Source organism: Stenotrophomonas riyadhensis (assembly GCF_040256885.1).
In the GTDB taxonomy this organism is placed as follows: Bacteria; Pseudomonadota; Gammaproteobacteria; order Xanthomonadales; family Xanthomonadaceae; genus Stenotrophomonas; species Stenotrophomonas riyadhensis.
Genome location: NZ_CP155568.1, coordinates 255068 through 267773 on the forward strand (window position 1 = coordinate 255068; position 12706 = coordinate 267773).

Genomic DNA, 12706 nt, shown 5'->3' on the forward strand with positions numbered 1-12706 from the left:
GGCAACCTCATGATCTTCGGTGGCAGTGCCAAGGTACCGGCCAGCGGCCGGCACTACCGTATTTCGATCGCCGGCGGCTTGCCATAGAACCGCCGCAGCTGCGCGGCCACTTCCGGCAACGCCTGCTGCAGCAGATCCGGCGCCGAGAAGTGGTACTCGCTGGCCACCGCGAAAAACTCTTCCGGCGCCTCGGCCGCATACGGATCGATCAGCGTTTCCTCGCCTGCGTCCACCTGTGCACAGAAGGCGTCGTAGGCGCGCTGGAAAATGCCCGCCCATTCGCGCTGCCATTCGCGCGGCAGCGGCGGCGTGCCGTCCATCGCACCATCCAGTGCATCCAGCTTGTGCACCATCTCGTGCACCGCCACGCAGTAGCCCTCGTGCGGCGCCGCCAGGTCGGCCTGCACATCGGCCCAGGACAGGATCAACGGACCGCTGTCCCACGACTCGCCAATCAGTTCGTCATCCCATTCGTGCAGCACGCCGGCCGCATCCATGTGGCTGCGATGTACGCGGAATGCATCGGGGTAGACGATCAGCTGCGACCAGCCTTCCAGGCCCACTTCGCCGAACTCCAGCAGCGGCAGGCAGCACAGCGCGGCCAGCAGCACACCGTCACCGGCCTGCAGCTGCAGCTCGCCGATCGGGGTAATGGTCTTCTCGTGCAGGAAGCGTGTGGCCAGTACGCGCAATCGCGCGCGGCGTTCGTCGTCCAGACCGTGCAGCCAGGCGGCGCGGCGGCAGGCCTCATTCCACAGTACATCGTCGATCGGCCGCGGCGCAGGCCGCACCCACTGCAGCAACGACTTGATCAGCGGAACATTCCCGGCAGGTAGCTGTGCCACTTCGGCGCACGGATGCGTTGCAGCACGTCATCGTCGCTGCCACCGCCGCCGGTGCTGGTGGCACTGCTGGCGGCCGGGCGTACTGCCGCCGGCTTGGTGGTGGCTGACGAGGCGGTCGCGGTCGGTGCGCGCTGAGAGGCGGCATCACCGTTGGACGACACGCAGGCGCCGCGGCTGTCGTCCAGCGCTGCTGTGGCAGACGCCGCGAAGGGCATCATCAGCAGGATCAGGCAATGGGCATAACGGCGCATTGACGACATCCACGTTAAGGGAAGGTGAGTTCCCGATTCTAGCCCGAACTTGCCGCTCCGTTGGAAGCCCCCGCGGAACCCAGCGTGGCGGGCGTCGCTGGCGGCTTTCCCGCATAATTCCTTCCTGACTTCGTGGAAGCTGCCGTGGACGATCGCCAATTGCTGGCCAAACTCGCTGCCGGTCGCCTGTCCGGCGACGCCCTGGCCCGTGAGCTGGGCCAGACCCGGGCGGCCATTTGGAAGCGTATTCAAGGACTTAGAGCCGCCGGTGTGGACGTCGAGGGCCGCGCCGGCGAAGGCTATGGCCTGACCCGCCCGGTCGACCTGCTGGACCCGGACGCGATCCGTGCTGGCCTGCCTGCCGGGGTTCTGCCCCTGCTGCACGACCTGCAGGTGGCCTGGACGGTCGACTCGACCAACGCCGAATTGCTGCGTTGCAGCGCGCCCCAGCGCGGGGTGAGCGTCCTGCTGGCCGAGCGCCAGACCGGTGGCCGTGGCCGTCGTGGCCGTACCTGGGCCTCGCCGCTGGCCGCGCATATCTACCTGTCGGTGCTGCGCCTGTACTCCGGTGGCCTTGGCCGCCTGGCCGGGCTGAGCCTGGTGGCCGGTATCGCCGTGGCCGAAGCGCTGCACGACCTGGGCTATACCCAGGCGCAGCTGAAATGGCCGAACGACCTGATCGTCGATGGCCGCCGCAAGCTGGTCGGCCTGCTCGCGGAAGGTGGTGGCGAATACGCGGGCCCGGCGCGCGCGGTGATCGGCATCGGCATCAACACGCACATGCCGCCGTCGTTCGCCGAGCAGATCACCCAGCCGTGGGTGGACCTGGATACGCTGGCCGGCAAGCCGGTGGACCGCAACGTGGTCGTTGCTGCCGTGCTGACGCGCCTGCTGCCGGCGCTGGAAGAATTCGATCGCGAAGGCCTCGCTCCGTTCCTGCCGCGCTACGCCGCGTTCGACATGCTGGCCGGCCGCGAAGTGCGCGTGGAACTGGACGGGCAGTGGCAGCACGGCACCGCACTTGGCCTGGCTGACGACGGCGCGCTGTGCGTGCGCATCGATGGCCAGGAACGCCTGCTGCACGCCGGCGAAGTCAGCGTGAGGGCGGCATGAGCGATTGGTTGTTCGACCTGGGCAACTCGCGCTTCAAGTTCGCGCCGTTGCAGGGTGACCGTGCCGGCGACGTGCAGGCCTGGGCGCACGGCGCCGAAGGCATGGCCGGGCAGCCGCCGCACAGCCTGCCCAGCGGCACCACCGCGTTCGTGGCCAGCGTGGCCGCGCCGTCGCTGACCAGCGCCATGCTGGACCAGCTGCAGCGCCGCTTCGAGCATGTGCATGTGGTGCGCACCAGCGCCGAATGCGCGGGCGTGCGCATTGCCTATGCCAAGCCGGAAAAATTCGGTGTCGATCGCTTCCTGGCCCTGCTGGCCGCTGCCAAGGCGCAGCGCCCGGTGCTGGTGGTTGGCGTGGGCACTGCCTTGACGATCGACCTGCTCGACGCCGACGGCCAGCACCACGGCGGCCGCATTTCCGCGTCGCCCACCACCATGCGTGAAGCGCTGCATGCCCGTGCCGTGCAGCTGCCCGCGACCGGCGGCGACTACAGCGAATTTGCCAACGACACCGCTGACGCGCTGGCCTCCGGCTGCGACGGTGCGGCGGTGGCGCTGATCGAACGCAGCGCGCAGCAGGCGCATGCGCTGCTGGGCGTGGCACCGTCGCTGCTGGTGCACGGTGGCGGCGCACCGGCGCTGATGCCGCTGCTGCCTGGCGCCGACTACCACCCGTCGCTGGTGCTGGATGGCCTCGCCCGCTGGGCGGTGCACCAGCCCGCAGGCTAGTATCCGCGCATGCTGACCCGTGCCCTGATCGTCGTACTGGCCATCCTCAATCTTGGCGTCGCCTGCTGGTGGCTGCTGCGCGATGCACCGCAGAAGCCTGCGCCGCCGCCGCAACCCGTTGGCGTGGCCGAGCTGCGCTGGGTGCCCGGTGGCGTTGATGCAACCGCGGCCGCCGCAGCCACCGTTGCCGCCCCGGCCTCGCCGCTGGTGGAACGCGAACCAGCGGCGAAGACCACCGTGGCTGCGACGCCTGCGCCAGCCGTGCCGGCAAAGCAGGACGTTGCCAAGCCGCAGACGGCCGAGGCTGCGCCTGCCGCTGCATCGATTGCCGCCGCTGCCAAACCCGTGGCGGCGCCCGCACCGGCACCGGAAAAGCCCGCAGCTCCGCCTGCGGCTGCCGAGCCGCCGCGCTGTATCGCGCTGGGTCCGTTCGCCGACCGTGCCGCCGCGACCAGTGCACAGGGCAGGGCCGGTGCTGTGCTCAACCAGGTGCGCCTGCGCGAACAGCCTGCTGCCAGCGGCGGCGCCCGCTACCGGGTGATGCTGCCGGCCGCCGCCAATCGCGACGAGGCCCAGGCCACGGTGAAGCGCATCGTCGCCGCAGGCCTGAGCGACTACTACATCATCAGCCAGGGCGAGGAAGCCAACGCCGTGGCGCTGGGCCAGTACCGCAACCGCGAAGGCGCCGAGCGCCGCATGGCAGCGGTGCAGGCCGCAGGCTTCCAGCCGCGCCTGGTCGCCAGCGGCGACGCCGGCCAATGGTGGCTGGAAGGGCAGCTGGCGGCAGGCACGCAGCCGGCCCAGGCCCAGCAGCGCAGCGGGGCGGCGCAGAGCCGGTCGCTGGAATGCGCGCGATTGCGCTAGAATCCCCCGGACCGCGGCACTGCCGCCGGTGATGCACCCATGCCGCTTTAGCTCAGTTGGTAGAGCAACTGTCTTGTAAACAGTAGGTCATCCGTTCGATTCGGATAAGCGGCACCATCGTACAGTCAGCGCCCCTTTGCTTTGCTCTTTCTGGACTTCGGCTGGAGTCTGGCAGCGCGCTGCTCGAGGTACTCGCCCAGCAGGCCGAGCGCCTCGGAGAACTTGATCCGCTCCCGGCCTCTATCCGACGTCCCCGCGCTCGCACTTCGACACGAGCGTCTGCGTGTTGCCCAGCCGTTCGGCCAGATCGACCTGCGACACGCCGGCCCGTTCACGGGCCCCCTTGGGACCCGGACGCCGTGCAGGTCCGGGACGTGTGCGCCAACTTCACTGAGGAGTTCGGCATCGTCGCCTGTGGCCGGGCCAACGCCAAGAATGAGTGTGGCGGGTACATCGGCCCCCTGGGCTTCATGTCGGGCGACAAGAGCGTCATCCTTTGGGGGATAACTTCGCCGTTGAAGAGTCGGGCGTCTGCCTGCAGGTCGAGGGTGGCAATTGGACAGTGGCCGTTGACAGCGCATAGGATCATCAGAGGGCAAGGGAAGGGAATGCCATGGGGAGACAGGCAAGCCGCCGATGGATCGAACGGGCTTGGGGCGCGTGTTTGTTTGCTCTGGCCCCGCTTGCCTTGGCCGCTGATGACCCTTCGCCCTTGCATGCCCAGTTTCAACTGCCTGACGATCGTGTCGACTATGTCGCCGCCAAGCTGGTAGTGGATAGCATCATTGATCCGTCCACTGACACTGTGGCAGTGCGTCGGCAAGTCGATCAGTGGGAGCACGCTGTACGCGGCAATGTGCCTGGCAACCCGACGGCGCGACAGGTCCTCGACGCTTTGCTCAAGACGCTTTACATGCCGGGCGAGTGGAACCAGGGGAAGCCTTTTACCTACGACCTGTCGGACCCACTGGGTAAGAATCCGAAGAACAAGCAGCTAGCTACCTACTTGGCCACACTCAAGGGCAACTGCGTCTCAATGCCCATTCTCTTTGTCATCCTGGGCCAGCGGCTGGGGCTGACTGTCGCGCTTGCTACGGCGCCCAATCACCTGCTGGTGAAGTTCGCCGACGACGAGCAGCAGATGTGGTTGAACGTTGAAGCCACTGCGGGCGGCTTCAAATACGACAGCAGCTACCAGCGTGAAACGGGGATCACCGAGGCGTCATTGGACAATGGACTTTACTTGCGCCCGCTGCTGCCGCACGAAGGGATAGGCGCCATCGCCAGCACACTGATGGAGCACTACGGGGCGAAGAAGGACGCCGATGCGCTCATGGCCGTGGCCGATCTGGCGCTGGCCGCCAATCCGAAGGACCCGGTAGCGATGATATGGAAGGCGAATGCCTACTACATCCAGACCCAGCAACGCATCCGCTCCAGGTATTCGAATGCGGAAGATCTGCCACCTGAGTTGCACGGGGAATTTCACCGTTTGACTCGCGAGAATCTGGCATGGCTTGCCAAGGCCGAATCACTTGGTTGGACGCAGAAAACGCCGGAGCAGGAAGCCAGCTACCTACAATCCATCCAGCGCGAACGCGCGAGAAGAGGACTGTGATGCGCATTGCCATTCCAGGGCTGTTGACCGTGGCGCTGTGCGCCATCGCTTCCAGTGCGTCGGCCCGGTTCGTTTCAGCCGATCCCGTACAAGCCGATCCAAATACGGGCGCCAACTACAACCGCTACTGGTATGGGAACAACAATCCCTATAGCTTTACCGACCCGGACGGGCGCCTGTCGCGTGGTACCGGCTGGACGGACAGGCAGTGGAATCAGTTCGACCGCGCCCAGCAGAGCGCCGCTGGCAGCTTGGAGAAAGCGGCGGGCAAGATCAACGGTGCACTGGCCGAAGGGGGCAAAGCACTCCAGCGTGCGGAGAAGTCTTTCCAACGCAACTTCGGTGCTGGCTCAGCCACTCCAGAGAACATGGCGAAAGCTGCCTCAGATATGAGCTCAATGGCTGCGGCATTGCGGGATACCAGTGCGGGCGCTATTCCAGCCAATGGTATGACGGGTGCGCAAATCAACGCGGCATATGGGGCCGGTGGAGATACCTTGGCGGGCGTGCCTACCACCGGGCCGAAAATGGTCATAGTCAATACTACGCACGTGAGTTTCAATGATCCGTCAAGGTTGGCTTGGGGGGCAGGTCACGAAACCGGGCATGCAGTGCTGGGGTATAAGGACCAGTTCTTTAATGGCGACACGGCATACAAGTTCGGATCCCCTCAGCAACAGAATATCTTCAAGACGCTGCCCAGCCAGCAGCGCCTTATCAATCCTGACCACATCATGGACCAAGCTCGATGAACAGGATTCTGGCAGGCACCTTGCTGTGCATGGCGATCGCTGCCTGCGCTAGTCCATTTCGGCGCGCAGAACCCCGGGATTTCAGTGTTTCGGTGGTTGATAACCCAACGAAGCGGCGATACGACGTAACCTTGGCGTCTGCCGTTGGCACGCCCTTATGCCTTTCGAAGGAAAGCTGGCCTGCCGAAGATGGCACATTTCCGATGGGGTACGAAGGTGCAGCCTTGACCACGGCCACTGGTCCTCTACATCCGAAGGCACTTATGACGACATACTGCCCTGGAGGATGTGGTGAGGTTCGCTTGGAGCCAGGCCAAACTTTACGGGCAAGCATTGCCTATGCTGCATTCGGTGATGCGGAGGTCATCGCAGCTGATCCCGTTCGCTCGCTATCGTTTCCCGTTTTTCCGTACTACTGTGCACGGTAGGTTCGACTTCCAATAGCGCTTTCGGCAACCTTTGATGGATGATCGGAAACGTTGGTATCGGCACGTGAGTCAGGCCAATACTATGTGAAATAACCGGTCTGACGATCTGGCCAGAGAATGGCCGGCAGTTGCCATGGCGGTCAAGGAGGCCTTCGGCGGCAAGAACAGCCGAGGCTCCCGGACACCGACTGATACGGGAGTAAGGGCCCATCTCTGCGACGAGCAGCCCGAACTACGCCCGTGTGGGTACTTGCCGCAGGCCTGTCACGGGAAAACTGGTATCGCGCACTGTCCGGCGAGCGCAGCCCTGATTTCGCGACCATCCTGAAGGTGACCCGTGCCTTGGATGTGAGGCTGCATGCCAGCGCCGTGTGAGGCATCAAGGCAGTGTGCTTCACCTCTTCCGCCTCGAGAACGCCGGAGCGATCAGCTTCAATCAAACCGAATGATGCGGATCAACCCTCTTCTTGCCGATCCATTTCCGAAGGCGGCCACGGTGCCATCGGGGAGTGCCTCCTTCGCACCGTCATGGTTGATGAATGAGATCGTGCAGTGTGCCCGCGTGCCAGGCGTGATCCGGGTGATGGTGCGGTCATTCAGTACGAAGCTGTACCACATGAGTTCAGGGCTTATCGAAAGCGCCATGGGCCGCGCGGTGGAGGCGATCATCTCGGCAACAGCGCCGCCGTGCGAATCCACTTCGTCCAATCGCAGCTCCACAAGTACAGGTTTCAGGTTTGGATAGGGTGTGCTCATGCCAGCAGCGGGCCTTCTTGATTCGATAACCGGGGCAGTGACGTTGTGAACCTGACAAACACGAGGGCCAAAATGCACCGCCCGCATTTTGATTCTCCTCACAGACCGCTTCCGACCCTAACCGCATACTGGGAGTACACATCCGTCAGGACTCGCCCATGCGTCGCCACGCCCTGCCGCTCACCGTCGCATTGTTGTCCGCCGCGTTCGCAGCCCCGGCCATGGCCGCCGTGCCGTTCTTCAACGCCAGCTGCCCGGGCGGTATCGATGTGCACGCAGATGAAGGCGGGCCGGTCTACGTGCAGGGCCGCGAGACGGCGTTGAAACGTTTCAACGACCGCTATTTCGAAGCACGCGATGTCAACAGCGGCATCACCCTGTCGATCAGCCGCAACGATGACGCCTCGCCGCAGGTCAGCTACACCGGCCGAGGCGGCGCCAATGGCATCTGCCAGGTCAGTAGCAGCGGTGCGCCCGCGCCCGCCACAAACAGCGCCCGCCCTGGCGACGCTGCCGCCGGGGATGCCGCGCTGCCGCGCGAAGTCACTTGCGAATCCACCGGCCAGCAACAGGTGTCGTGCGATCTGAATACCCGTGGCAATGTGGAAATCGTGCGCCAGCTCAGCCGTACCCGCTGCGAGGAGGGCAAGAACTGGGGCCTGTCGCGGCACTCGGTGTGGGTCAATGGCGGCTGCCGCGCGGTGTTCCGCAATGTGTCCTCGGTGACTACCCCCGCGCCGGCAGGCGATACCGCGTTGGGCGCCTGCAACATGCGCAAGGGCGCGCAGGGCGCTCTGGTCACCCAGATGCCGGTGGGCAGCGATTACCAGGAACTGATCATCGATTACCCCGATGGCCGCTTCCTGTGCATGATGCGCAACAACGGCCAGGTGCAGAGCGTGACGCCGGTGCGCCGCCGCGAACGCTGAGCGCGCAGCGGGTTGGGGCAGGCTTCAGCTGCAGGACCTATACAGCAACACCCACGCCAGCATCAGGGTGAACATGCCAACGAAGGTCAGGCCGAACCATAGCGCCGCCAGCTTCACGTTGCCGATCAATGCCGTCGCCACACGGGGCAGCTCGCTTTTCAGAATCGGGTGTTCGGCGTGTGCCTTGCGCATACGCTGCCAGCCAAGCCCAAGGAACACCAGGATGGAGAACGGCGCCAGCAGGAGCGCCGTCTGGATCAGCCAGCCGTGGTGTGGCGCATCGACCGTGCTGTTCAACAGAACCGCAAAAAGGGCGATGGGCAGCGCCCCGATGAAAAAGCGCGGCCAGGCCGTATTGATGAAGGGCGACATCGCAATCTTCCATGAAGCGGGGGCAGGTCCGCCCGGCATCATGCCATGTGATTGCCCTGCTGCACCGCCGCGAGTGGTGTCACACAGCTCTGGCTAGACTGTGCTTCTTTTTCCCCCGCAGGAGGCACCCATGGCCCATCCCATTTCCGTATCGCTGATTGGCGTTCCCACCGATGTGGGTGCGGGCCATCGCGGTGCCCGGCTGGGGCCGGAAGCGCTGCGCGTGGCGGGCCTGCCGGAGGCGCTGGAGGCGCGCGGCGTGGACGTGCGCGACCTGGGCAACCTGGATGGCCCGCGCAACCCGTGGACCGCGCCGGTGGAAGGCTACCGCCACCTGGATGAAGTGGTGGCGTGGAACCATGCGCTGATGGAAGCCAGCTATGCCGAACTGCAGGCCGGCCGCATGCCGATCATGCTCGGCGGCGACCACTGCCTGGGCATCGGTTCGATCACCGCGGTGGCGCGCTGGTGCCGCGAGCAGGGCAAGACCCTGCGCGTGCTGTGGCTGGATGCACATTCGGATTTCAACACCAGCGACGTGACTCCGTCGGGCAACATCCATGGCATGCCGGTGGCCTGCCTGTGCGGCCTCGGCCCGGATGCGCTGACCCGTCTTGGTGGCAGTGCACCGGCGATCACCCCGGCGCAGATGCACCAGATCGGCATCCGCTCGGTGGACCCGGAAGAGAAGCGCCTGATCAAGACCCACAAGGTCGATGTCTACGACATGCGCTACATCGACGAGAACGGCATGAAGCGCGCGGTGGAAGCCGCACTGGCCGGGATCGACGAGAACACCCACCTGCACGTCAGCTTCGATGTCGACTTCCTCGACCCGAGCATCGCGCCGGGCGTGGGCACCACCGTGCCGGGTGGAGTCAACTACCGCGAGGCGCAGCTGGTGATGGAAATGATTGCCGACACCGGACGCATGGGGTCGTTGGACATCGTCGAGCTCAACCCCTTGCTGGACAAGCAGAATGCCACCGCCGAGCTGGCCGTGGACCTGGTCGAAAGCCTGTTCGGCAAGTCCACCCTGATGCGCGACTGAGCACCCGGCCTGAACGGATCGTCGATCCGTTCACACCCGCTCCACGCCGCTGCCGCCAGATTGCACTTCACGCGGCGGTGGTGGGCGTTGGCCTTCTCCCGCCGAGCGAAAGAATCCCATCCGCGAATGAAGCGGTGTAGCGGCAAACCCAAGGAGAAGCCCATGAAGCGCGTAGTTGCCCTGATGCTGTTGTCGATGTTCTCGGTGGCCCTGCTGGCCGGTTGCAACACCATTGCCGGTGCCGGCAAGGACGTGCAGAAGGCGGGTGAGAAGGTTGAGGACACCGCCAAGGGCCGTTGAGCCCTGCACGGAACGGAAAGAGAAAAGGCCGGGGTTTCCCCGGCCTTTTTTGTGCGTGCTTTTCGCTGCGTGCTGTCGAAGCGGAGTGAACCATTCAAGCAGGTGAGCAGCGTTTTCATGGTCGGTTGACCGCTGCCCAACGGCTGCTGCGCGAAGCTGGAGCCACGGTAAGAACGCCGTTGCAACCAAGGACTCCCAGCAATGAACAAAGACATCATTTCCGGCAAGTGGTCGCAGCTGAAGGGCAAGGCCCAGGCCAAGTGGGGCGATCTGACCAACGACGACTTCGATGTGGCCGAAGGCAATGCCGAGTATCTGGCCGGCCGCCTGCAGGAACGTTATGGCTGGGCCAAGGACCGCGCCGAGAAGGAAGTCCGTGAGTTCCAGGACAGCGTGAGCAAGGACTATCCGGACTACAAGTAAGCCGCTTTCGTTTCCCCCGCAGCACAACGCCCGCACCGTGAGGTAGCGGGCGTTGTGCTGTCTGGGCGGGCGATCAGCGTGCCGGCGGATCCGGCACGTAGCGGTTGGGGAAGGCCTGCGGTTCGCGCGGCAGGCGCGACGGCGAATCCACCAGGATGCCGCGCGCGCGCAGGTTGCGGGCGCTGTCGTAGCGCAGCTGCAGCACCTGTGCGGGACTACGGCTGGCACGCTCGAAGTCGGTATCGCGCACCGAGGACTGTTCGCGTGCACCATGGCCGGTGCCCAGCGCTGGCGCCTGCGACTTGTTGGCGTAGCCCTCGATGCGGCTGGCGCTTGCGTCAGCGGCCGCTTCGGCGGCCGGTGCCGGCGCAGGCAGGCCACGGCGCAGGATCGGCTGCGGATACCAGCGGCGCGCCTCCTCGAACACGGCCACGCCGACCACGCCGATGTTGTCCGGGCGGCCGGTGCGGCTGGCATAGCTGCCGCTGGGGCTGCTGAACACGAACTGCGCCACTTCGTCCTGGCTCTTGCGCCAGCCGGTGATGTCGGCGCGCTGGCCGGGGTTGAGCACGTAGCCGGTCTGCGAAGGATCGGCATCTTCGCCGGAGATGGCGTTGACGCCGTCTACCGACAGCACCACCAGCACCCGGCGCGGGCTGTCGTTGTACAGGCGCACGGCGTAGCGATGGCCGCGCTCGCCGGCCACCCAGCGCTGGCCCTGGGCCGGGTAGCTGCGCAGTTCGGTGCCACGGTCGCGGTCGACCAGGGCCATGCGCACGGGGCCGCCTTCGTACACCGGCGGCGGCATCGGGGCCGGGCGGAAACCGGCCAGGGGCAGGATCAGCAGCAGGGGCAGCAGGCGTTTCATCGGGCGTCTCCAGCGGGGTTGCGTGAATGAACGCACCGCAGGCCCTGACGGGGTTGGTGGCGTGCAAGGTAAACTGGCCCCGTTCATCGAAGGTTACCCCACGCAGTCATGACGACCCGAGTCCTTACCGGCATCACCCCCTCCGGCACGCCCCACCTGGGCAACTACGTTGGCGCCATCCGTCCGGCCATCGCGGCCAGCCGCGCGCCGGGGATCGAGAGCTTCTTCTTCCTGGCCGACCTGCACAGCCTGATCAAGTCGCAGGACCCGCAGCGCACCCAGCGCGCGACCCTGGAGATCGCGGCCAGCTGGCTGGCCTGCGGCCTGGACCCGGAACATGTGTGGTTCTACCGCCAGAGCGACATCCGCGAGACCACCGAGCTGATGTGGTTCCTGACCGCCATCGCCAGCAAGGGCATCCTCAACCGCGCGCACGCCTACAAGGCGGCGGTGGACAAGAACCGCGAGGAAGGCGTGGACGAAGATGCGGGCGTCAGCGCCGGCCTGTTCATGTACCCGGTGCTGATGGCCGCCGACATCCTGATCTTCAAGGCCAACCAGGTACCGGTGGGCCGTGACCAGATCCAGCACATCGAGATGGCGCGCGATTTCGCGCAGCGCTTCAACCACGTGTACGGCAAGGAGTATTTCCCGCTGCCGGACGTGGTGATCGACGAGCAGGTGGCGACGCTGGCGGGCCTCGACGGCCGCAAGATGAGCAAGAGCTACCACAACACCATTCCGCTGTTCGTGCCGCGCGAGGAGCTGAAGAAGCTGGTGTTCTCGATCCTGACCGACTCGCGCGCACCGGGCGAGCCGAAGGACACCGAGGGCTCGGCGCTGTTCCAGATGTACCAGGCGTTCGCCACCCCGGAACAGACCGCGGAGTTCGCCAGGGCGTTCGCCGCGGGCATCAGCTGGGGCGATGCCAAGCAGCAGCTGTTCGAGCGCATCGACAGCGAGCTGTCGCCGCTGCGCGAGCGCTACAACGCGCTGATGGCCGAGCCGGAGAAGATCGAAGCATTGCTCAAGCGCCGCGGCCAGCAGCTGCGCGAGCAGCTGGCGGCACCGCTGCTGGACGAGCTGCGCCATGCGGTGGGCCTGCGCGACCTGTCCACTGCGGGCGACATCGCCAGCGAGGATGCCGGCGTGGCCCGCGTGGCACCGCCGCTGTTCAAGCAGTACCGCGAAAAGGATGGCCGTTTCTACTTCAAGCTGACCGCCGGTGACGGCACGCTGCTGATCCAGAGCGAAGGCTTCGATTCGCCGCGCGATGCGGGCCAGCTGATCGCGGTGATCAAGCAGGCCGAGCAGGGCGACCAGCTGCAGAGCGAGCTGTTCAAGCTGGACGCGGAAGTGGATGTAGTGCTGGCCGCGCTTGCGGCGCTGCGAGCCGACTGATCGGTAG

Annotated in this window: 17 protein-coding genes and 1 tRNA gene; 12 read left to right on the forward strand and 6 right to left on the reverse strand. The window is 65.5% G+C overall.

The genetic code is table 11. From position 1 onward, the window contains the following. Positions 1–53: 53 nt before the first annotated feature. Both SriyCCGPB3_RS01125 and SriyCCGPB3_RS01130 read right to left on the reverse strand, forming a co-directional pair. Complete coding sequence (locus SriyCCGPB3_RS01125) at positions 54–845, reverse strand: zinc-dependent peptidase (protein ID WP_324187363.1); 792 nt, start codon at positions 843–845, stop codon at positions 54–56. Further along, positions 812–1096 (reverse strand): hypothetical protein, encoded by a 285-nt coding sequence (locus SriyCCGPB3_RS01130; protein ID WP_110710769.1) that lies wholly within the window; start codon positions 1094–1096, stop codon positions 812–814. Before SriyCCGPB3_RS01130 ends, SriyCCGPB3_RS01125 begins: the two co-directional genes overlap by 34 nt. Positions 1097–1240: 144 nt before the next feature. On the opposite strand from SriyCCGPB3_RS01130, the gene birA reads away from it, so the two are divergent. The 4 genes from birA to SriyCCGPB3_RS01150 all read left to right on the forward strand — a co-directional run bounded on the left by birA (position 1241) and on the right by SriyCCGPB3_RS01150 (position 3918). Then, entirely contained in the window at positions 1241–2209 is a 969-nt protein-coding gene (birA, locus tag SriyCCGPB3_RS01135) for a bifunctional biotin--[acetyl-CoA-carboxylase] ligase/biotin operon repressor BirA (protein WP_350259754.1), read from the forward strand. After that, entirely contained in the window at positions 2206–2937 is a 732-nt protein-coding gene (locus SriyCCGPB3_RS01140; protein ID WP_004153755.1) for a type III pantothenate kinase, read from the forward strand. Before birA ends, SriyCCGPB3_RS01140 begins: the two co-directional genes overlap by 4 nt. Before the next feature lie 9 nt (positions 2938–2946). Next, the gene (locus SriyCCGPB3_RS01145; RefSeq protein ID WP_164162504.1) at positions 2947–3801 is read left to right on the forward strand and encodes an SPOR domain-containing protein; all 855 of its coding nucleotides are present in this window, start codon (positions 2947–2949) and stop codon (positions 3799–3801) included. 41 nt (positions 3802–3842) lie between these two features. Further along, a tRNA-Thr gene (locus SriyCCGPB3_RS01150) sits at positions 3843–3918 on the forward strand. A gap of 123 nt (positions 3919–4041) precedes the next feature. Here the strand turns inward: SriyCCGPB3_RS01150 and SriyCCGPB3_RS01155 are convergent. Next, positions 4042–4122 (reverse strand): hypothetical protein, encoded by an 81-nt coding sequence (locus SriyCCGPB3_RS01155; RefSeq protein WP_197592592.1) that lies wholly within the window; start codon positions 4120–4122, stop codon positions 4042–4044. Positions 4123–4489: 367 nt separating this feature from the next. Here SriyCCGPB3_RS01155 and SriyCCGPB3_RS01160 point away from each other — a divergent pair, with 367 nt between their 5' ends. The 3 genes from SriyCCGPB3_RS01160 (at position 4490) to SriyCCGPB3_RS01170 (ending at position 6974) form a co-directional block, all read left to right on the forward strand. Then, positions 4490–5419: a transglutaminase family protein gene (locus tag SriyCCGPB3_RS01160; protein ID WP_350259755.1), complete on the forward strand. Its 930-nt coding sequence runs from the start codon at positions 4490–4492 to the stop codon at positions 5417–5419. Beyond that, on the forward strand, positions 5419–6171 hold the full coding sequence (locus tag SriyCCGPB3_RS01165) for a hypothetical protein (RefSeq protein WP_228756465.1): 753 nt from the start codon (positions 5419–5421) through the stop codon (positions 6169–6171). The genes SriyCCGPB3_RS01160 and SriyCCGPB3_RS01165 overlap by 1 nt, the downstream gene beginning before the upstream one ends. 668 nt (positions 6172–6839) lie before the next feature. After that, positions 6840–6974: a DNA-binding protein gene (locus SriyCCGPB3_RS01170; protein WP_258011623.1), complete on the forward strand. Its 135-nt coding sequence runs from the start codon at positions 6840–6842 to the stop codon at positions 6972–6974. Positions 6975–7031: 57 nt separating this feature from the next. Here the strand turns inward: SriyCCGPB3_RS01170 and SriyCCGPB3_RS01175 are convergent, their stop codons facing one another. Further along, entirely contained in the window at positions 7032–7355 is a 324-nt protein-coding gene (locus SriyCCGPB3_RS01175; RefSeq protein WP_110710773.1) for a hypothetical protein, read from the reverse strand. A gap of 158 nt (positions 7356–7513) precedes the next feature. On the opposite strand from SriyCCGPB3_RS01175, the gene SriyCCGPB3_RS01180 reads away from it, so the two are divergent. Then, the gene (locus SriyCCGPB3_RS01180; RefSeq protein ID WP_110710774.1) at positions 7514–8284 is read left to right on the forward strand and encodes a DUF3011 domain-containing protein; all 771 of its coding nucleotides are present in this window, start codon (positions 7514–7516) and stop codon (positions 8282–8284) included. A gap of 24 nt (positions 8285–8308) precedes the next feature. Here SriyCCGPB3_RS01180 and SriyCCGPB3_RS01185 read toward each other — a convergent pair whose 3' ends face one another. Continuing rightward, positions 8309–8656, reverse strand: a complete 348-nt coding sequence (locus SriyCCGPB3_RS01185) for a hypothetical protein (protein WP_153856752.1) — start codon at positions 8654–8656, stop codon at positions 8309–8311. A gap of 130 nt (positions 8657–8786) precedes the next feature. On the opposite strand from SriyCCGPB3_RS01185, the gene rocF reads away from it, so the two are divergent. The 3 genes from rocF (at position 8787) to SriyCCGPB3_RS01200 (ending at position 10430) form a co-directional block, all read left to right on the forward strand. After that, positions 8787–9707 (forward strand): arginase, encoded by a 921-nt coding sequence (gene rocF / locus SriyCCGPB3_RS01190; RefSeq protein WP_049431469.1) that lies wholly within the window; start codon positions 8787–8789, stop codon positions 9705–9707. 162 nt (positions 9708–9869) lie between these two features. Continuing rightward, positions 9870–10007: an entericidin A/B family lipoprotein gene (locus tag SriyCCGPB3_RS01195; RefSeq protein WP_008266021.1), complete on the forward strand. Its 138-nt coding sequence runs from the start codon at positions 9870–9872 to the stop codon at positions 10005–10007. 201 nt (positions 10008–10208) lie between these two features. Continuing rightward, complete coding sequence (locus SriyCCGPB3_RS01200; protein ID WP_004137109.1) at positions 10209–10430, forward strand: CsbD family protein; 222 nt, start codon at positions 10209–10211, stop codon at positions 10428–10430. Positions 10431–10503: 73 nt separating this feature from the next. Here SriyCCGPB3_RS01200 and SriyCCGPB3_RS01205 read toward each other — a convergent pair whose 3' ends face one another. Beyond that, the gene (locus SriyCCGPB3_RS01205) at positions 10504–11298 is read right to left on the reverse strand and encodes a hypothetical protein (RefSeq protein ID WP_153856753.1); all 795 of its coding nucleotides are present in this window, start codon (positions 11296–11298) and stop codon (positions 10504–10506) included. Positions 11299–11406: 108 nt separating this feature from the next. Between SriyCCGPB3_RS01205 and SriyCCGPB3_RS01210 the strand changes: the two genes are divergently transcribed. Continuing rightward, positions 11407–12699: a tryptophan--tRNA ligase gene (locus SriyCCGPB3_RS01210; protein ID WP_164162508.1), complete on the forward strand. Its 1293-nt coding sequence runs from the start codon at positions 11407–11409 to the stop codon at positions 12697–12699. The last annotated feature ends 7 nt before the right edge of the window (positions 12700–12706 follow it).